The 19,554-nt window shown below is 42.6% G+C and carries 16 protein-coding genes; 13 read left to right on the top strand and 3 right to left on the bottom strand.

What is annotated here, in order from left to right:
- Positions 1 to 306 precede the first annotated feature (306 nt).
- The 10 genes from metG to IGJ12_RS14375 all read left to right on the top strand — a co-directional run bounded on the left by metG (position 307) and on the right by IGJ12_RS14375 (position 15,390).
- Positions 307 to 2,313 (top strand): methionine--tRNA ligase, encoded by a 2,007-nt coding sequence (gene metG / locus IGJ12_RS14420; RefSeq protein ID WP_005233704.1) that lies wholly within the window; start codon positions 307 to 309, stop codon positions 2,311 to 2,313.
- 262 nt (positions 2,314 to 2,575) lie between these two features.
- Positions 2,576 to 5,254: a cation-translocating P-type ATPase gene (locus IGJ12_RS14415; RefSeq protein WP_008379442.1), complete on the top strand. Its 2,679-nt coding sequence runs from the start codon at positions 2,576 to 2,578 to the stop codon at positions 5,252 to 5,254.
- Between the two features lie 171 nt (positions 5,255 to 5,425).
- A complete protein-coding gene (locus IGJ12_RS14410) occupies positions 5,426 to 5,854 on the top strand; it encodes a hypothetical protein (RefSeq protein WP_034872150.1) in 429 nt (142 codons plus the stop codon).
- A 487-nt stretch (positions 5,855 to 6,341) separates the two neighbouring features.
- Positions 6,342 to 7,844 carry a ribosomal protection-like ABC-F family protein gene (gene abc-f, locus IGJ12_RS14405; RefSeq protein WP_101699362.1) on the top strand — a complete coding sequence of 501 codons (1,503 nt, stop codon included), beginning with the start codon at positions 6,342 to 6,344 and terminating at the stop codon, positions 7,842 to 7,844.
- A gap of 469 nt (positions 7,845 to 8,313) precedes the next feature.
- A complete protein-coding gene (locus tag IGJ12_RS14400; RefSeq protein WP_430619154.1) occupies positions 8,314 to 9,387 on the top strand; it encodes an ABC transporter ATP-binding protein in 1,074 nt (357 codons plus the stop codon).
- The gene (locus tag IGJ12_RS14395) at positions 9,387 to 10,268 is read left to right on the top strand and encodes a carbohydrate ABC transporter permease (protein ID WP_008379450.1); all 882 of its coding nucleotides are present in this window, start codon (positions 9,387 to 9,389) and stop codon (positions 10,266 to 10,268) included. Before IGJ12_RS14400 ends, IGJ12_RS14395 begins: the two co-directional genes overlap by 1 nt.
- 4 nt (positions 10,269 to 10,272) lie before the next feature.
- Positions 10,273 to 11,091, top strand: coding sequence for a carbohydrate ABC transporter permease (locus IGJ12_RS14390; protein ID WP_005228015.1), 819 nt, complete (start codon positions 10,273 to 10,275; stop codon positions 11,089 to 11,091).
- Complete coding sequence (locus IGJ12_RS14385; protein WP_005233728.1) at positions 11,075 to 12,367, top strand: MBL fold metallo-hydrolase; 1,293 nt, start codon at positions 11,075 to 11,077, stop codon at positions 12,365 to 12,367. The genes IGJ12_RS14390 and IGJ12_RS14385 overlap by 17 nt, the downstream gene beginning before the upstream one ends.
- A 16-nt stretch (positions 12,368 to 12,383) precedes the next feature.
- Positions 12,384 to 13,667 (top strand): ABC transporter substrate-binding protein, encoded by a 1,284-nt coding sequence (locus IGJ12_RS14380; protein WP_005233730.1) that lies wholly within the window; start codon positions 12,384 to 12,386, stop codon positions 13,665 to 13,667.
- A 175-nt stretch (positions 13,668 to 13,842) separates the two neighbouring features.
- On the top strand, positions 13,843 to 15,390 hold the full coding sequence (locus tag IGJ12_RS14375) for a bifunctional metallophosphatase/5'-nucleotidase (RefSeq protein WP_430619153.1): 1,548 nt from the start codon (positions 13,843 to 13,845) through the stop codon (positions 15,388 to 15,390).
- Positions 15,391 to 15,433: 43 nt separating this feature from the next.
- On the opposite strand, the gene IGJ12_RS14370 is transcribed toward IGJ12_RS14375, so the two are convergent.
- From IGJ12_RS14370 to IGJ12_RS14360, 3 genes are read right to left on the bottom strand one after another with little or no spacing between them, the layout of a single operon-like run.
- Positions 15,434 to 15,595 carry a hypothetical protein gene (locus IGJ12_RS14370; protein WP_005233739.1) on the bottom strand — a complete coding sequence of 54 codons (162 nt, stop codon included), beginning with the start codon at positions 15,593 to 15,595 and terminating at the stop codon, positions 15,434 to 15,436.
- Positions 15,596 to 15,628: 33 nt separating this feature from the next.
- A complete protein-coding gene (locus IGJ12_RS14365; protein ID WP_196043791.1) occupies positions 15,629 to 15,979 on the bottom strand; it encodes a hypothetical protein in 351 nt (116 codons plus the stop codon).
- Between the two features lie 19 nt (positions 15,980 to 15,998).
- Positions 15,999 to 17,021 (bottom strand): lactonase family protein, encoded by a 1,023-nt coding sequence (locus IGJ12_RS14360; RefSeq protein WP_034878296.1) that lies wholly within the window; start codon positions 17,019 to 17,021, stop codon positions 15,999 to 16,001.
- A gap of 118 nt (positions 17,022 to 17,139) precedes the next feature.
- Here IGJ12_RS14360 and IGJ12_RS14355 point away from each other — a divergent pair, with 118 nt between their 5' ends.
- From IGJ12_RS14355 to IGJ12_RS14345, 3 genes are all read left to right on the top strand, one after another.
- On the top strand, positions 17,140 to 17,493 hold the full coding sequence (locus IGJ12_RS14355; RefSeq protein WP_042890673.1) for a PTS glucitol/sorbitol transporter subunit IIA: 354 nt from the start codon (positions 17,140 to 17,142) through the stop codon (positions 17,491 to 17,493).
- A 15-nt stretch (positions 17,494 to 17,508) separates the two neighbouring features.
- On the top strand, positions 17,509 to 18,690 hold the full coding sequence (locus IGJ12_RS14350) for an AI-2E family transporter (RefSeq protein WP_005233743.1): 1,182 nt from the start codon (positions 17,509 to 17,511) through the stop codon (positions 18,688 to 18,690).
- A gap of 282 nt (positions 18,691 to 18,972) precedes the next feature.
- On the top strand, positions 18,973 to 19,554 hold the full coding sequence (locus tag IGJ12_RS14345; protein ID WP_086372380.1) for a TetR/AcrR family transcriptional regulator: 582 nt from the start codon (positions 18,973 to 18,975) through the stop codon (positions 19,552 to 19,554).

Here is a 19,554-nt window from a genome sequence, read left to right as displayed (position 1 = left end):
CTGTTAATCAAAGAGAGATAAAACACCTTTATTTCTTATGAGATTCGTTGTCAGGATCAGATTCTTCCCCTAGAACATTGAAGTGAACGGCTATCTGCGCTATGATAACTAGTAGAAAAGAAATACTCAAATCTGCTGGTTTATTTGCTGCGTTTTAAGGACGAAAACGATTCCTTTGCTTCTTTTAGAGCATGAAGAAAGGTCTTATTATGTCCGCTTTTTTGATTAAATTTATAGCATTTTTGGGTTGCGAACTGTATACTACCTAAGTATACACTTTACTAGTGAAAAGGAGGACTTGCGTCCATGGCTGAAAAAGAAACATTCTATATTACGACGCCAATTTATTATCCAAGCGGCAAGCTGCATATCGGGAATTCTTACACGACGATCGCTTGTGATGCGGTAGCACGATACAAACGATTGATGGGCTTTGATGTCTTTTATTTAACGGGTGTCGATGAGCACGGTCAAAAAATCGAGAAAAAAGCAGAAGAACTTGGCGTAGATCCGCAAGAATACGTCGACAAAATGGCAGCTGACGTCAAGAAATTATGGAACACACTAGACATCAGTTATGACAAATTTATCCGTACAACGGATGACTACCATAAAACAGCCGTTCAAAAAATCTTCCAGCAATTGCTTGATCAAGGCGATATCTATCTTGGTGAATATGAAGGCTGGTATTCTGTTTCTGATGAAGAATACTTTACTGAAACGCAATTAGCAGAAGTTTACCGAGATGAAGAGGGCAAAGTCATCGGCGGCAAAGCGCCAAGCGGTCATGAGGTAGAATTGGTGAAGGAATCTTCTTATTTCTTCCGCATGAGCAAATACGCCGATCGTTTGGTTCAATACTATGATGAACATCCAGAGTTCATTCAACCAGAATCACGCAAAAATGAAATGCTGAATAACTTCATCAAACCAGGTTTAGAAGACCTGGCTGTTTCCAGAACGACCTTTAAATGGGGCATTCCTGTCACGGCTAGTCCTGAACACGTGGTGTATGTTTGGATCGATGCGTTATCTAACTATATTACGGCATTAGGCTATGGCTCAGAGGACGATTCCTTGTTCCAAAAATACTGGCCAGCTGACGTGCATATGGTTGGGAAAGAAATCGTGCGTTTCCATACGATCTATTGGCCAATCATGCTGATGGCCTTAGACTTGCCCTTACCGAAAAAAATCTTTGGTCATGGCTGGTTGATGATGAAAGACGGCAAGATGTCGAAATCAAAAGGCAATGTCGTTTATCCAGAAATGTTAGTGGAGCGCTACAGCTTAGATGCGTTGCGTTACTATCTATTACGGGCGGTTCCTTTTGGTAGCGATGGTGTGTTTACACCAGAAGATTTCGTTTCTCGTTTGAACTACGATCTAGCCAACGACTTAGGCAACCTGCTGAATCGGACGATCGCCATGATCAATAAATATTGTGATGGCTTAGTGCCCGATTATGCCTCAAAAGTAACGCCTTTTGATAGCGAGCTGTCAACGACTGCGGCCAATGTGGTTGGTCGTTACCATGAAGCCATGGATAAAATGGAATTCAGTACGGCATTGTCAGAAGTTTGGACATTGATTTCCCGTGCCAACAAATACATTGACGAAACCCAACCATGGGTGTTAGCCAAAGAAGAAGAAAAGCGCGCGGAATTAAACAGTGTGATGGTTCATTTGGCGGAAAGCTTACGCATCGTTGCGATCTTATTGCAACCGGTGATGACAGAAACACCAGCCAACATTTTCCAACAATTAGGACTGGCTTCTGTTGCCATGGATCTGAAAGATTTACGCTTTGGTGAATTTCCAAGTGGCACGAAAGTCGTTGCCAAAGGCACACCGATTTTCCCTCGGTTGGAACTTGAAACAGAAGTAGCCTACATCCAAAAGAAAATGGCTGAAGGGACACAAAGTCCAGAAGAAACAGTCAAATGGAATCCAGAAGAAACCACATTGCAATCAGACAAAGCCGAGATCAAATACGAAGACTTCGACAAGATCGAATTAAAAGTGGCAGAAGTCGTTGATTGTCAAAAAGTCAAAGGGGCCGACAAGCTGCTACAATTCCGCTTAGCTGCGGGAGATGATCAAGATCGTCAAATTTTATCGGGGATTGCTGAATTTTATCCAGAACCACAAGATTTGATCGGCAAAAAAGTCGTGATCGTTGCCAACTTGAAACCACGGAAAATGCGGGGGCAAGTCAGCCAAGGAATGATCCTTTCTGCAGAAGACAATGATGGTCGTCTGCAAATCGTGGAAGCGCCAAAAGGCATGCCAAACGGCTCGGTCATCGCTTGATTTTTAAGAGAAATTCTTTGTTGAATTTCAGCGAAAATAAAATTGCCAGACCCGAAAAGTTTTTGTATAATGTAGGTTATTGATATGAACATGAGGGAGTAATTGGCGGATTTTATCTGCGGCAGTATCACCATCCTGAAAGAAATTTCTGGTGCTGTCTTAAACAGTGAGACTTATGTATGCTTAGACAGTGCATACATAAGTCTATTTTTTTTCATATCATGTACAATAAAGGAAGAGTAAGTATAAAAGGAGGAGAAACATGTCAGAAGAAAACAAAAAGGAGCAGCTATCGCAGGCGTTTTATGCGCAAGAAGCGCAGCATGTTCTGGAAGAAATGCAAACAGATGCCAATGGATTAACGAACGATGAAGCGCAAAAACGCTTATCTGAGTATGGTCCCAACGAATTAGAAGAAGGCAAAAAGAAATCGATGGCACAAAAATTCTTTGAGCAATTTAAAGATTTGATGATCATCGTTTTGCTAGCGGCGGCAATTATCTCAGCAGTCGTTTCCCATGAAGTCGTGGACTCAATTATTATTTTAGCAGTTGTCATTATCAACGCGATCATGGGTGTTGTTCAAGAGGCAAAGGCAGAGCAGGCCATCGAAGCACTAAGAGAAATGTCCACACCAAATGCCAATGTACTGCGTAATGGTCATACCGTCACCATCAAGAGCGATGAATTGGTTCCGGGGGATATTGTCCTATTAGAAGCTGGCGATGTCGTACCGGCAGATTTACGCCTCTTAGAAGCAAGTTCGTTAAAAATTGAAGAAGCCGCTTTGACCGGTGAATCCGTACCAGTCGAAAAAGAATTGACTGTCATCGAAGGGACGGATGTCGGGATCGGCGATCGCGTCAATATGGCCTATTCAAACAGTAATGTGACCTATGGCCGCGGAAAAGGGGTCGTGGTCAATACAGGAATGGGAACCGAAGTTGGGAAAATCGCTGGCATGCTAGCTAGCGCCCAAGAAACCGAAACACCATTGAAACGTAACTTAAATGAACTAGGAAAATTCCTGACGATCGCCATCATTATCATTGCAGTGATCATGTTCTTTGTTGGAACGATCTTTAACAATACGTCATGGGTCGACATGCTATTGACTTCGATCTCATTAGCAGTAGCGGCGATCCCAGAAGGGCTGCCAGCGATCGTAACGATCATCTTAGCCTTAGGTACGCAAGTAATGGCGAAACGAAATGCAGTGATCCGTAAATTACCAGCGGTTGAAACCCTTGGGGCAACGGATATTATCGCTTCTGATAAAACTGGTACTTTGACGTTGAATCAAATGACCGTGGAAAAATTGTATGTCAATAACAAACAACATGCTGCTTCAGAAGATATTCCGTTAGACAACATGGCATTAAAAGTCATGAACTTTGCCAATGATACAAAATTTGGTGAAGAAGGCAACTTGATCGGTGATCCGACCGAGACCGCATTGGTGCAATTCGGGATGGATCAAGGATTCCATGTGCGGGATCTCGTCAATCAAGAACCACGGGTAGCGGATCTGCCCTTTGATTCTGACCGAAAACTTATGAGTACGATCCACCAACAAGAAGACGGCCGCTATTTAGTTGCTGTCAAAGGTGCACCGGATGTCTTACTAGGCAGAACCTCAAAAGTACTATTGGATGGCCAAGAGCTACCAATGACGAATGAAGAAAAAGAAAAAATCTTATTCAACAATACCGATATGGCAAAACAAGCGCTGCGGGTATTGGGAATGGCCTACAAATACGTAGATCAAGTGCCAGAAAACTTAGAATCAGAAATCGTCGAAAATGATTTGGTCTTTGCTGGCTTAGTCGGAATGATTGACCCAGAACGGGCAGAAGCAGCCGATGCGGTACGTTTAGCCAAAGAAGCTGGGATTCGTCCCATCATGATCACCGGAGACCACCGGGATACAGCTGAAGCCATTGCGGGACGTTTAGGGATCATCAAACCGGGCGATGATGATGCTGTCTTGACCGGCGCTGAACTCAATAAAATGAGCGAAGAAGAGTTTGCCCAAAAGGTAGCCCACTACTCAGTCTATGCGCGGGTATCGCCGGAACATAAAGTCCGCATCGTCAAAGCTTGGCAGCAAGAAGGCAAAGTCGTTGCCATGACCGGTGATGGGGTCAACGATGCACCATCACTGAAGCAAGCCGATATTGGTGTTGGCATGGGGATCACAGGTACCGAAGTTTCTAAAGGTGCTTCCGATATGGTCTTAGCCGATGACAACTTTGCTACGATCGTCGTAGCGGTGGAAGAAGGACGTAAAGTCTTCTCCAATATTCAAAAAGCGATTCAATACTTGCTAGCCGCTAACCTAGGGGAAGTTTTGACCTTGTTCTTAGCAACCTTGTGGGGTTGGGACTCGCTATTGCCGATCCACTTGCTTTGGATCAACCTAGTAACCGATACCTTCCCAGCAATTGCCTTAGGAATGGAGCCTGCTGAAAAAGATCTAATGAAACATGCACCGCGGGGACGCAGTTCCAACTTCTTCTCCGGTGGTGTGATGAGCAGTATCATCTACCAAGGGATCTTAGAAGCAGCAACCGTGCTGTTCGTTTATTGGTCAGCGATCCAATGGCCCGTTCACAATACGTACGATGCGATCCATGCCGATGCCTTAACGATGGCCTTTGCCACGTTAGGATTGATGCAATTGTTCCATGCCTTCAACGTCAAATCGATCCATCAGTCGCTCTTTAAAGTAGGAGCATTTAGAAACAAAGCCTTCAACTGGGCGATCCTACTTTCCTTTGCATTGATGCTAGTGATCTTCATTGTGCCAGGATTGAATGATATCTTCCGTGTCGCACACCTTGACTTGTATCAATGGGGCATCGTTTTAGGCGCCTCCTTTGCGATCATTCCAGTCGTTGAGATCGTCAAAGCGATCCAACGAGCAATGGGACGCAAATAAGCCAAAAATAAACAGAAAAACAACGAATGGTCTGCTGTCCTTCTCCATGGGCAGCAGGCCTTTTTTTGCTGGCTTATTTTCGATAAACCCTATGGCTGTTTCTTGACCTTTTCATTTGCAGCAAGAAACGGTAAAATAGAAGATAATAACAAAGAAAGTAGGGGACCCACTGTGCGACCAAACTTAGGTTTTTATGTACAAACAATCAACGATCTTGTCAAAGAAACAGAAGCGATCGGGGAGAAAATGAATCCCAATTATGAAGAGATCCGCAAAGCGATCGACGAGAAGAAAGAAGCAGAGGTAACACCTGAGCGGCTAGCTGAGATTACCAGAATTTTTAAAGAAGGCACGGACAAATACCGCTTGATGCTGGAAAAAATCAGCAAATTGCGTCCACCAGCGAATGTGATGGGGATCCATAAAAAATTCGAGCGAGCGTATATGAAATATGTTGCCGGCTGTGATGAGATGATTTTGAGTCTGGATAACAAAATCGACCAAGAAGCCTTTGATTCAGCTGAAGCTAAGCAAGATGAAGCAACGGACGAAATTTCTTTTGCTATCCAACGGATGACCGCTTTATTGTTAAAAAAATGATAAACATTCAAGTTAAACAAGAGTTATTTAATTTAACTGTTATGTTTTTCACATGTAAAATTTTTTTATCGGAGGTATAATGAATTCACAACCAACAACCTTTTTATTTTTCATTTTACTCCTTTTGCCATCAGGACTAACCAACCTGATGGTTTTTTTTTTGTTTTTTAATGAAATATTTCCATCAAAAGCGGGGATAGTTTGTGAACAAAATATAAAGTTGAAATAGCAAGGAATAGCAAGCTTGCGCTTTTTTGTCGATCAATGCTATACTTAGGGCACTATTAAACGAAATGAGGGATCCTCCATTGAAAAATTAACTAATTTGTTGAAAGCTGCATGAAACTGTTCCTCCAAGGGGATAGTCTGCAGATTTTCAGGATTGGTTGACTTTTTCAATGGAGGATCTTTTTGTGTACCTCTAAAAACTGATTCTGAAAATAGCTTTAGGTCTACTCTATTCCGTGAATAGAGACGAGGTATATTTATGTCGAATATCAGTATTAATCATTTAACTTTTGGCTTTGATAGCCAGGAACGGTTGCTTTTTGAGGATGCCAACTTGAACCTTGATACACAATGGAAATTAGGGTTGATTGGTAGAAATGGTCGCGGCAAAACGACCTTGCTGCGTTTGCTGCTCAATGAATTGCCTTATAGCGGCTCGATTACCCATGAGCAGCAATTCGTTTATTTTCCCTTAACAGTCGCTGACGAACAGCAACTGACGCTTTTTGTTTTACAAGAATCTGGTGAATTTGAGCAGTGGCGTTTGGAACGAGAATTGAACCTGCTGCAACTTGATCCAGAAGTTCTTTGGCGGCCCTTTGCCACTTTATCTGGCGGCGAGCAAACGAAAGTTCTATTGGCGCGTTTGTTCGTTGATGAAGAGAATTTTGCTTTGATCGATGAGCCAACCAACCATTTGGATGTGACTGCTCGCCAACATGTTGCCCGCTATTTGCAGCAAAAAACCGGGTTTATCGTTGTGAGCCATGATCGACAGTTTGTCGATGAAGTCGTCGATCATGTATTGGCGATCGAAAAAAGCCGCTTGGTGTTGTACAAAGGGAATTATTCAGTTTATGAACTGCAAAAGCAGCAAAAAGATGCCTATGAGCAAGAACAAAACAGCAAGTTGAAAAAAGAAATCGGTCGTTTGAAGCAGACGGCAGCCGAGAAAGCGGAGTGGTCCCGAGGACGCGAACGGGACAAATTAGGGTCGCCGACCAAAAAAGGCAGTGGGGCAATCTATGATACGGGGGCGATCGGTGCCCGAGCGGCACGGACCATGAAGCGCTCGAAAGCGATCGTTAAACGGATGGAAGATCAAATTCAAGACAAGTCTGCGTTGTTAAAAGATATTGAGTGGATCGATCCTCTGAAAATGACCCCGCTTGTTAGCCATCATGACGTGTTGCTGGAAGCAGAGCATTTTCAGCTCGGCTATGAGAAGCCTTTGTTTAAACCGCTGACGTTTGCGATCCGTCAAAAAGAGCGCTTGGGGATTCAAGGGGCCAACGGATCTGGCAAGTCCAGTTTGATTGCGAGTATTTTAGGTACTTTCGAAGGACAGCAGACAGGGAAGATCAAAACAGCCCATGGGATCACCATCAGTTATGTTCGACAAAACTACGAGGACAACTGTGGGATGCTGACAGAGTTTGCCCAAGAACATGGCTTGAATTATCAAGATCTGCTAAATAATTTGAAAAAACTTGGCTTGGAAAGAGCTGTTTTTCAAACGCCGATCCAGCAAATGAGCATGGGGCAGCGTAAACGCGTGGAACTAGCCAAATCATTAGCAACACCAGCAGAATTGTTTATCTGGGATGAACCTCTGAATTATTTGGATGTCTTCAATCAGAAGCAATTAGAGGAAGTAATCCATTTGGTGGAGCCTTCTATGCTGATCATTGAACACGACCGTTATTTTCTTGAGCAAGTCTCAACGAAATTGCTGACGTTGACGATCGATGAAGTCGAATAACTGAAGGGGAAAAAGGACGATTGTTTTCTTTGGGGAAACCGTCCTTTTTTGTTATTTTAATCGGAGAGATACTGACGATTTTAGTAAGTATTTAATAAGGGTGCTTTTGATAAAAAAGCTGTGTAAAAATAGTGTTATTATACACAGGTATGTATATTTGATAAAATTCATTCATTTTTTCATGAAAATTTTCGAAAAATGACGAAACGTTCGGGATTAGCGGGTAGAATTCCCTTTGAATCACTCATCGTTTTCTCATTGTTTGGTAAATTAATTAAAAATTCTTTCATAATTCCCATTGGTTTTTACAAAACATTTACAATAATAGTATCGAATAAAAACATTCGTTTGTTATGATTAAAATCGAATTTCTTTGAGCGTTTGACCGAAACATCAAGAGTTCGTTTTTTTTGTGACTTGAAATGCCAGTCAACTATTCGGAGGAAAAAGAGAAAATGGAGGGGCAGTTTTGATAGAAGTAGTCGGGTTGAAGAAGGTTTTTGATAATAAGTTCGAAGCCTTGAAAGCAGTAGATTTTACAATAGAAAAAGGCGATTTGGTTTGTTTGTTGGGACCTAGTGGTTGCGGGAAATCGACGATATTGAATTTGATCGCGGGGTTGTTAAGTCCCACCGATGGTGATATCCGCTTTAATGGTACTTCCGTTGTTAAGACGGAGCCGAAAGACCGCAATATCGGGTTTGTTTTTCAGAACTATGCCCTTTATCCCCATATGACTGTGTTAGAAAATGTCATGTTTCCCTTGACAGTCGGAGAGAAAAAAATCAAGAAAAACGAAGCACAGAAAATTGCTGAAAAGTTCATGAAGCTGACCAATATTGAAGAATTAAGTCAGAAAAAACCAGGAACCCTTTCCGGTGGACAACAGCAACGGGTCGCCATTACTCGTGCTTTGGTGCAAAGTCCAGAAGTGTTACTGCTGGATGAACCATTGAGTAACTTAGATGCCCGTTTGCGCTTGAAGATCCGTGAAGAAATTCGTCGGTTAGTCAAAGAAGTAGGAATCACTACGATCTTCGTGACTCATGACCAAGAAGAAGCTCTTTCTATCAGTGATAAGATTATTTTGATGAATGAAGGGATCATTCAACAAAATGATGATCCGCAAAACCTTTACTTAGAACCAAACAATCTTTTCGTAGCGAAATTCATTGGTAATCCAATCATCAACATCTTGCCAGTAGAAGTCAAAGAGGGACAAATGATCCATCCAGCATTCACGATCCCAGTTGACCGCTTTACCGACATTCGCTTCAAGAAACCATTGACAGACGGCCAATATACGTTAGGTATTCGTCCAGAAGATGTGCTGACCACCTTACAAACGGGGTTGTTCCAAACAGAAGTCAAGAGTGTGGAGCTGATCGGACGAGAACGAATCTTGAACTTTGATCTGGCTGCAAAACATATGAAATCGATCGTTAGTATTGAAGAGATCATTGAAGAAGGCGCGCAAGTGTCATTTGATTTTCATTACAAAAAAGCCTTTATCTTTGATGAAAAAGGAGAGCGGGTCTACTAATGTTCAAAAAAAATTATAACCCTGAGAATCAACCAAAGGCGTGGCTGTTTTTACTGCCTTCATTGGTCATTATTTTCTTATTCAGTGTGTATCCGCTGTTTCGTTCTTTCATCATGAGTTTCCAAAAAGGAACCTTGATTAACCAACAGTATGCTGGGCTTGAGAACTATCAAAGGGTTTTAACGGACCCCGTATTCTTTCGAGCACTGCAAAACACAGCACTGTTTGCTTTTGCGGTCGTGCCGATCTCGCTGATTCTCTCATTAGCGATTGCTTGGATCATTTTTGAAAAAGTCAAATACAAAAGTTTTTTTGAAACGATCTTCTTTATGCCCTATGTCACAAGTACGATTGCGATCGGGATCGTGTTTCGTTACTTTTTCAATGGCTCTTACGGGATCATTAATTATCTGCTAGGTCTTGTCGGCATTGCGCCAGTCAACTGGCTAGATAACGTCAACATGAGTATGACGACCTTGATCATCTTCGGCGTTTGGACGAGCCTCGCCTTCAACATTATTATCTTGTTGGCAGGAATGCGCAACATCGACAAAGAACATTATAAAATCGCAAAAATGTTTGGCGCTACCGATGGCGAAATTTTTCGGAAAATCACCTTTCCGCAGTTGATCCCGACCTTTGCTTTCTTGTTGACGGTCAATCTGATCAGTGCCTTTAAAGTTTATACCCAAGTATATGCTTTGTTTGGCGGCCAGCCAGGGATCGCTCGTAGTGCCACGACAGCAGTCTTTTATATCTACGACAAATTCCATATCGCCGGACGTCCGGGGATTGCAATGGCGGCAACCGTGATCTTGTTTATCATTATTTTGCTCGTCACCTTTATCCAAAATAAACTTTTGAAGAAAGTGGGCGAATAAACGAATGAAAAAAATTGTCACGATTGTTTCGATGCTGTTTTTAGCAATTTTAGCAGTGATCACGCTGTTTCCCTTTGTCTATATGATTTTAGCTGGTCTAATGACCTACAGTGAAGCAACCAGTATTCCACCGACGATCATGCCAGAGTCCTTCCAATGGAGCAACTACGGGGAAGTCTTTACCCGAGCACCGTTTTTACGCTACTTCTTCAATACGGTCTTTGTTTCAGCGGTCACTACCATAGCGACGCTGATCACGGCAATTTTAGCTGCTTTTGCATTAACGAGTCTTGAATTCAAATACAAGCGTCTCGTGATTGGTTTGATGATCTCCTTACTGATGGTTCCTTATGAATCCATCATCTTTACCAATTACAATACGATTGCTCGAATGGGCTTATTGAATACGTATAGTGCCTTGATCATTCCGTTTCTGACCAGTATTTTTTACATCTATTATTTAAACGGTTATTTACAAAGTATTTCTAATACCTTTTATAAGGCAGCCAAAATTGACGGTGCCAGCGACCTAGCTTATATCCGCCGAATTTTGATCCCCATGTCTAAACCAGCCTTGGTGACAGTCGGGATTCTGACGTTCATCTCTAGCTGGAATTCTTTCTTATGGCCGTTGTTAGTGACGAATGAGAAAAAATACCGTCTCTTAAATAATGGATTGGCTGCCTTTACCACAGAAAGCGGCAGTGACGTTCATTTACAAATGGCGGCAGCGACCTTGACCGTCATTCCAATTCTGATCATTTACTTGATCTTTAGAAAAGAAATTATCAAAGGAGTGGCTAAAGATGGCATCAAAGGATAAAACAACGATCACCTTCCATAGCGGAATTTTAACGATTGGAGGAACCGTCATCGAAGTTGCGTACAAAGATGCCCATATCTTTTTTGATTTCGGTTCGGAGTATCATCCAGAAACACCCTTACCAGATGAAGAATTACAAACGTTAGTTGCGCATCGCTGGATACCAGAACTGAAAAATGTCTACGATCCACGCTTAGACTACACGTACCAAGGAAGCGAAACGAAAGAATACCAAGAAACAGCAGTTTTTCTTTCCCACGCCCATCTGGATCATTCCAAGATGATCAACTTTTTAGACCCAAATATTCCTATGTACACCTTGAAGGAAACCAAAGCGATCCTCGAAGTGTTGAATCAAAAAGGGGACTTCTTGCTGCCCGTTCCTCATGAGGAAAAAAGCTTTGTCCGTGAATTGATCGGCTTAGAACCCCATGATGTGATTCGGATCGGGGAAATCGAAGTCGAGATCATTCCAGTCGATCATGATGCGTACGGTGCGGCGGCCTTGTTAATTCGCACGCCGGATCATTTTATCGCTTATACCGGTGATTTGCGTTTGCATGGCTATCACCCAGAGCGTACCAAAGAATTCTGTCAATTAGCCAAACACACGGATCTATTGATGATGGAAGGGGTCAGCATCAGCTTCCCAGAAAGAGAACCGGACCCCAAAGCGATCACGGTGGAAAGTGAAACAGAATTGATTGAGACCTTCGTGCGTTTGGTCAAAGAAAATCCCCAACGACAAATTACCTTCAATGGCTATCCAGCCAATGTTGAGCGCTTTATGGCGCTTGTTGAAGCCGCGCCGCGGACGGTTGTTTTAGAGGCGACGCAAGCTGCTTTGTTGAAAGAAATTTTCAATAAAGATGTACCGTTCTATACGATCGATGATCAAGTACCAGCGACTCTCGATCCAGCCTTCGCCATTTCTTATCAGGCATTATGTGCCGACACGAGCCAGTACCTTTGGCAAGCAGTCGCGCATTTTGAAAACTTGCAAACAGGTGGATTGTATATTCACAGTGATGCGCAGCCGTTAGGCGATTTTGATCCAGCTTATCAAGTCTTTTTGGATCAACTGGCAGCACTGGAGATCGAATTTGTCCGTTTGCCAAACTCGGGACATGCGAAACCAGCTGATTTAGATCAGATCATTGCCTGGATCGAGCCCCAACGATTGGTTCCAATCCATACGCTGAAACCAGAAAATCTGGTGAATCCGTATGGTGAAAGAATATTGCCGCAACGCGGTGAAAAAATTATTTTAGAGTGATAGAGGAGAGGAAAAAATGAAAACAAAGAAACTTGCATTTGCAGCAGCTGCAGCCGCGACATTGGTATTAGGGGCTTGTGGAAACAACAACGATTCATCTGGTTCTACCGAAAGTGATGAAATCGTTACAGAACTAAGCGAAGATACGACTGTCACCTTTTGGCATGCAATGAATGGTGCGCAAGAAGAATCATTGACGAAATTGACGGAGCAATTCATGGACGAAAATCCAAACATCAAGATCGAATTGCAAAACCAATCCAGCTACTCTGATCTACAAGCAAAGGTGAATTCAACCTTGCCTTCACCAAAAGATCTACCAACTATCACCCAAGCATATCCTGGTTGGTTATGGAATGCTGCCCAAGATGACATGTTGGTTGACCTTGGCGAATACATCAACGATGATACTATCGGTTGGGGTGACCAAGAAGAGATCCGCAGTGCCCTTTTAGAAGGCGCGCAGATCGACGGCGTGCAATACGGGATTCCTTTCAACAAATCAACAGAAATGCTGTTCTACAATGCAGACATGTTAGACGAGTATGGTATTGACGTACCGACAAACCTTGAAGAATTAAAAGAAGCTTCTCAAGAAATCTTTGAAAAATCAAACGGTGAAGTAGTAGGTGCTGGTTTTGACTCATTAAACAACTACTACGCCATCGCAATGAAAAACCAAGGTGTTGATTTTGACAAAGACTTGCAACTAGACAGCGATGAATCAAAAGAAGTCATCAACTACTACCTGGATGGTGTCAAAGAGGGCTACTTCCGAATCGCTGGTTCTGATCAATACTTGTCTGGACCATTTGCCAACGAGCAAGTCGCAATGTATGTCGGCTCAATCGCAGGGGAAGGTTTTGTTAAAAAAGATACCGAAGGCAAATTTGAATATGACGTAGCAGCTCGTCCAGAACCAATCAACTTGCAACAAGGAACTGACTTGTACATGTTCAACAGCGCAACACCAGAGCAACGTACTGCTGCTTTTGAATACATGAAATTCTTGACTTCTCCAGAAGCGCAAAAAACATGGGCAATCGATACCGGCTACATGCCAGTTGTTGAATCTGTTTTGGAAAGCGATGAATACAAAAACAATCCTGAAACAAAAGTGGCTGCCAAATTAGAAGATGCAACCAAAGAATTGTTCTCGATCCCAGTGATTGAAAATGCTGATCCTGCTTACAATGAAATGCGTTCAATCATGGAAAACATTTTGTCTAATACAGATCAAGATGTCGATCAATTGATTGAAAACGCAAAACCACAATTAGAAGATGCTTGGAACCAATAATTCTGAATTTCTTCGTCAAAATAGGGTATAATCAGGGAAACACCTGAGATGAAACACCAAAGGGTTTGTATCATAAGGTTTGAAGACGCAAGGAAGCAAAATTTGCTGGCTTTCGAGGGTTTTCGACTTATGCGCATGCCCTTTTGGTGTATTGAGGGGAAAAGGAGTCTTTTGAATGAAAATCACGTTTTTAGAAACGAGCGATATGCATGGCTATGTCTATCCAACCAATTTTGCCGATGACACGGAACAAGGATTCGGCGTGGCAAAAGTTGCCACCAAAATGAAAGAACTGCGCCAAGCAGCCACCGGACCGGTCGTAACGATCGAAAATGGCGACTTTATCCAAGGCTCGCCCTTAAGCTATTACATTGCCAAAAGCCAGCACTCCGTTGCCGCATTGACCGCTGTCGTCAACCACCTAGACGTTGATGTTCATGTCTTAGGCAATCATGAGTTCAACTACGGTCTGCCTTATTTGCAAGAAGCGATCGCCAGCTACCAAACGCCGGTACTTGCAGCCAATATTTTAAATGAAGCGGGGGAACCATTCTTTGGGCAAGCTTACACCATCATTGAAAAAGAAGGGGTAAAGATCGCGATTTTAGGAATGGTGACGCCCTATATTCCTCATTGGGAACAACCTGCGACGATTCGCGGGATGCAATTTGTCAGTATTGTTGAGACAGCGAAAAACTATGTACCTTACTTACGAGAACAAGCCGATATTGTTGTTGTCAGTTATCATGGCGGCTTCGAGCGTGATTTAGTCACTGGGGAACCGACTGAATTATTGACCGGCGAAAATGAGGGCTATCAATTATTGCAGGAAGTTTCAGGAATCGATGCCTTCTTCACAGGACACCAACATCGTGAGATCGCCACAAAAATCAATGGTGTCCCTGTTGTGCAGCCCGGTTATCGTGGAAGCTTTATCGGCGCCATCGAATTGACGGTTGAAAAAAATCAGACAGGGATTCATGTCACAAACAGTACGGCTGCGTTGATCCCTGTTGCGGATGCTGTCCCAGATCAAGAGACGTTGGCTTTGTTAGCACCCATCGAAGAAGAGTTACAAACATGGCTAGATCAGCCGTTAGGCAAAGTCAGTGGGGACATGCGAATCAACGATCCGATGGGGGCACGCTTGAAAGAGCATCCTTATATTGAATTCATCAATCGTGTTCAGATGGCTGCCAGCGGTGCTAAAATTTCTGGCACTGCTCTTTTCAACAATGAAGGCAAAGGCTTTGGCGCAACCATCACGATGCGGGATGTGATCACCAATTATATTTACCCAAATACATTAGCTGTAGTCAAAATAACAGGTGCCGAATTAAAAGCTGCTTTAGAACAAACGGCGGATTATTTAGCCGTTGTTGACGGTCAGATCGTTTTCAATCCTGCTTTTATTGAACCAAAACCGCAATATTATAACTACGATATGTATGAAGGCATCGAGTATACGATCGATCTTAGTCAACCCGTTGGTCAACGAATCACCCGTTTGGACTTTGAAGAAAAAGCCATTGCGATGGACCAAGAATTAGAGATCGTCATCAACCAATACCGTGCCGTGGGCGGTGGCAACTACGCCATGTTTTCTGCCGAAAAAATCGTTCGTGAGATTCAAGTCGATATGACGGAACTGATTGCTGACTATTTGAAACAGCATCCTCAGATCGAAGCTACGACGAATCAAAACTTTCTAGTGACGTTATAATAGCAAAACAGCCTGCGATGAATGAATCATCGCAGGCTGTTTCTTAATTTTCTACATTACGTACATAGTCATCAAAGTATTTTACCAAATCCGCTTTGACTTGTTGATAGTCTTCTTCGGAATAGTCTTTGTCTTCTAGTTTTGCTTCGAAAAATGGCATGGCCAATTCTTCTCGTAAACGATCCAACACTTGTTCTTGGTTCATAACGTCACCTTTTTCACTTTTGATTTGATTTCATCATAACAAATGAAATGAGGCTGTCAATGCTTCGTAAGTGTCTTTCATTTTTTCTAAACGATTTTTTAAAGAAACAAAATCATCGTCATCATGAAAAAGGACTTGTTTTAATTCAAAATAATAGATCTCAAAAGCATCAAAGAAAGCAATGACTTCCGTTGTTTGCAGCTCTTTGGCAGTATCACAGCGAATATAGGCTTTTTCAGCGATCGCATACGTTTCTGCAGTCGTTAATAGGACCAATGATTCATTGTATTTGCGGCTCGTCACTAGTTCAAAGGTTGATTGACATTTATTGTAGATATTAGAAAAATCTTTGAGCACGAGTTCCTTTGGTGTTTTATCAAACATGGGGGAATCCTCCAAAACTTTATTTTTTGAATAAGACGCAGACACATTCTGGTGCGTAGATGTCTTTTTCTAAGACAGTCAATTTGCCAGTGGCTTCATCGCGTTTGTATAACGTTAGGTTATCAGAATTTTGGTTGGCACAAACCAGATAATCGTTTGTCGGGTCCAAATCGAAATCGCGAGGGAAGTCGCCTTCTGTTGAGATTGATTGAACAAAAGCCAGGCCAGCGCCTTCATCGGTTACTTCAAAAACAGCGATTGAATTATGGCCGCGATTTGAGCTGTAAACAAAACGTCCATCGTTCGAGATCCGTACCGCAGCGCCACTGTTGAAATCCGTAAAGTCCGCAGGGATCGTTGGCACCTTTTGGATTTTCTCAAAACTGCCATCTGCTTGATTGTAGCGTAAAACAGTCAATGAGCTGTCTAATTCGCCCACTAAGTAAGCGTATTGGTTATTTGGATGGAAGACTAAGTGACGAGGACCAGTTCCGTCTTCTGCCACATAGACAGCTACTTCTGTCAGTTTGCCATCTTCTGAAATATCATAAGTATAGACCCGGTCCGTTCCAAGGTCACAAACTGCTAAACGTTGGTCTGGTGTTAAGTCAGTATAATGGACATGAGGTTTGTCTTGGTTTTCATGAGAGCCGACGGGTTCATCATGGTAGATGCTGTCCGTTGCTTCGATGCTGCCATCTTCTAGAATTTTATAAACATTCACTTCACCTTTGTGGTAGTTGGCACCATATAAAAGCTGACGGTTTTCATCAACTGCTACATAGCAAAGGGGTGCGCCTTCTTCCGTTGCGGTATTCAGCAAGGTAAAGTCTGGGGTATAAGCAGCGGCGCCGCCGTTGCCAGCTACTTCTGTGACGCTGTAAACTGCTTCTTTTTTACTGCGGGCAAGATAAGTCGGACTTTTTTCTTCCGCACATAAGGTCAAATCGGTCAGTGTTCCTTTTTCCGTATCTAAAGCGATCGAATAGATCCCCTTACTTTCGCGACGAGTGTACGTACCTAAATAAATCGTTTGCAACATAAAAAAACCTCCTAATAGTTTCATTCCTCTTTAATTCTACCATAGAATGCGGTTTTGGGCGGGTAGAAAAACTCTTTATGTTATAATAAACGAGAAGATAGAAAGGGGAGTTTGTCATATGAAAAAAGGGACGATCAAAGAAATTGGTCCACAAGCGATCGATTCGCAAGAAAGAATGATCATCTTCTTTGGGGAAGAAGCGACCGATACATTGCGAGAATATTCAGTCATCCAAACGATTCCTGATTCGCAAGCGTTAGTCGTAAAGAAAGAGGATCAGATTACTTTTGGTGATCAGACCTATCAAGTCCAATATGTAGGAACGGTGGCTAACCAAATCCTGCAAACGATCCAGCATGTGACCTTTGTCTTTGACGAAGTGCCGGCTGAAGAACCGCTTTCAAGTGCGATTTATTTAACGCCAACTGTTTTGCCGAACCTAGAAGTCGGCATGCAAGTGACGTACAACTAGGAGGCAAAGAATGTCATGAAAGAAACGCAGAAAAAGCCGCATTCCTGGTTTTGGAAATGGTTTTTAAACAATCAAGCAGTGACCAGCTTGCTGGTCATTTTATTGATTCTCTTAATTTTGCTGCTCTTCACGAAAGTTTCATATTTGTTTGAGCCTGTCTGGCAATTTTTAGCCATCGTCGGATTGCCAATCATTTTGGCGGGGATCTTGTATTACTTGATGAATCCCACTGTTGACTATTTGGAGCGCAAAGGAATCAAACGAATTTACAGTATTTTTGGTCTTTTTGTTTTGGTGGTTGGTCTGATTGTCTGGGGGGTGGTGGTCATCATTCCTAAGATCCAAGAGCAATCCATGAGTTTTGCGGATAATCTGCCGGGGTATTTGACGATTATTGAGAATAAGGTGAATGAAATCTTGTCTGATCCAATCTTCTCGCAAGTCCAAGATCAGATCGAAGCTTCCAATGAGAAGTTGATTTCTTCTCTGACGGATATCGTCCAAAATCTTTCCCGTAGTACGATTCAAAATCTAGGTAGTTTCTTCGGGGCCGTTGCGACGATCGTTTTAGCGGTCATTACCATGCCGTTTATTTTGTTCTACCTACTGAAAGATGGCCGCAAACTAGCCCCTTATTTTGTCAAATTTTTACCAACCAAAATGCGCCAGCCGTCACTGATCGTTTTAAAAGAAATGAATGACCAGGTATCCTCCTATATTCGGGGACAGCTGACAGTGGCGTTTGCGGTCGCAGTGATGTTTATGATCGGCTTTAGTATTATTGGCTTAGATTATGCCATCACACTGGGGATTGCAGCGGGATTTCTAAATTTGATCCCTTATTTAGGCTCCTTTTTGGCCATGATCCCTGCGGTTTTTTTAGGAATCGTCGGCGGACCAGTGTTACTGATCCAAGTTCTGATCGTCTTTGTTATTGAGCAAACCATTGAAGGACGCTTGATTTCGCCATTAGTTCTAGGAAATGAGTTGTCGATCCATCCTGTCACGATCCTGTTAGTCCTCTTGACTTCAGGAAAATTGTTTGGTCTTGTTGGGGTCATTTTAGGGATTCCTGTCTATGCGGCTGCCAAGGTGATCATTACCCATGTGTTTGAATGGTATACGCGGGTTTCCTCCTTGTATGAAGAGGAAGAACCAATCCTCGAAGCACCACCAGAGGACACCCCAGAAGTTTAGCAGCTTCGAGTGCAAAAGAGTCCATACGTATTATCAACGGTACAGCCTTTTTCTGTGGGCTGTACCTTTTTTGTGCGGATAAAAGAGCCAGCAATCACTGGGAAGTAATGCAAGATTTACAACCTATGAACGGTGATTTGGGAGAAACCGACAGTTCTTTATTCAATAGAAAGAGTGAGGGAGTAGTGTCTTGAACCCGATTGACTTCGCAGGAACAAAAGAATATAATCGAGTTATATAAATCGTTTATATAATGTGACTTGTGCTTAAGGAGGGACTTGGATGCCAAAACAACGAATAACAAAGGAAATGGTGGTTGATGCCGCTTTTGAGATTGCTCGAAAAGGCGGTATGGAGCAAGTGATTGTAAAAAATATTGCGGAAAGGTTAGGCTGTTCAGTCCAGCCCATTTATAGTTATTGCACCAATATGGAAGGACTGCGGACAGAAGTAGAGCAGAGAGCACGGCAATTTTTACAAGAGTTTTTAGAAGCCCATAGTGACACCCAGGATCTGTTTCGCAGTACCGGACACGCATATTTGCAATTGGCGAAAGAAGAACCCCAAATTTTGAGAATTTTTGTCTTACAAAAAAGAGCGAATGTTTCGTCATTAGAAGAGCTGTATCAGTTGGAGACGAATCCTCAAGTAGCCCAAAGGATTGCCGCCGATTTGAATATTAGCATAGAAACCGCCAAACAGCTACACATGCATATGCTCATTTACACGATCGGAATCGGTACGATTTTCGCAGTAACGACACCTGGTATTCCACTAGATGAAATCTATGCACAACAGGAAAAAGCTTACGAGATGTTTTTGAAACAGGCAATAGATGGCGCAAAAAGTAGGTCGCAGTCCTAA

Origin of the sequence: Enterococcus sp. DIV0802b (genome assembly GCF_050543535.1) — a bacterium.
Taxonomy (GTDB): Bacteria; Bacillota; Bacilli; order Lactobacillales; family Enterococcaceae; genus Enterococcus_D; species Enterococcus_D entomosocium.
This window is presented reverse-complemented; position numbering and strand designations above follow the sequence as displayed.

Bases quoted from the DNA above. Each gene is read 5' to 3' on its own strand.
- abc-f (WP_101699362.1), top strand. From the start codon at position 6,342: ATGTCGAATATCAGTATTAATCATTTAACTTTTGGCTTTGATAGCCAG.
- IGJ12_RS14345 (WP_086372380.1), top strand. From the start codon at position 18,973: ATGCCAAAACAACGAATAACAAAGGAAATGGTGGTTGATGCCGCTTTT.
- IGJ12_RS14355 (WP_042890673.1), top strand. From the start codon at position 17,140: ATGAAAAAAGGGACGATCAAAGAAATTGGTCCACAAGCGATCGATTCG.
- IGJ12_RS14380 (WP_005233730.1), top strand. From the start codon at position 12,384: ATGAAAACAAAGAAACTTGCATTTGCAGCAGCTGCAGCCGCGACATTG.
- IGJ12_RS14365 (WP_196043791.1), bottom strand. From the start codon at position 15,979: ATGTTTGATAAAACACCAAAGGAACTCGTGCTCAAAGATTTTTCTAAT.
- IGJ12_RS14350 (WP_005233743.1), top strand. From the start codon at position 17,509: ATGAAAGAAACGCAGAAAAAGCCGCATTCCTGGTTTTGGAAATGGTTT.
- metG (WP_005233704.1), top strand. From the start codon at position 307: ATGGCTGAAAAAGAAACATTCTATATTACGACGCCAATTTATTATCCA.
- IGJ12_RS14385 (WP_005233728.1), top strand. From the start codon at position 11,075: ATGGCATCAAAGGATAAAACAACGATCACCTTCCATAGCGGAATTTTA.
- IGJ12_RS14415 (WP_008379442.1), top strand. From the start codon at position 2,576: ATGTCAGAAGAAAACAAAAAGGAGCAGCTATCGCAGGCGTTTTATGCG.
- IGJ12_RS14395 (WP_008379450.1), top strand. From the start codon at position 9,387: ATGTTCAAAAAAAATTATAACCCTGAGAATCAACCAAAGGCGTGGCTG.
- IGJ12_RS14390 (WP_005228015.1), top strand. From the start codon at position 10,273: ATGAAAAAAATTGTCACGATTGTTTCGATGCTGTTTTTAGCAATTTTA.
- IGJ12_RS14370 (WP_005233739.1), bottom strand. From the start codon at position 15,595: ATGAACCAAGAACAAGTGTTGGATCGTTTACGAGAAGAATTGGCCATG.
- IGJ12_RS14375 (WP_430619153.1), top strand. From the start codon at position 13,843: ATGAAAATCACGTTTTTAGAAACGAGCGATATGCATGGCTATGTCTAT.
- IGJ12_RS14360 (WP_034878296.1), bottom strand. From the start codon at position 17,021: ATGTTGCAAACGATTTATTTAGGTACGTACACTCGTCGCGAAAGTAAG.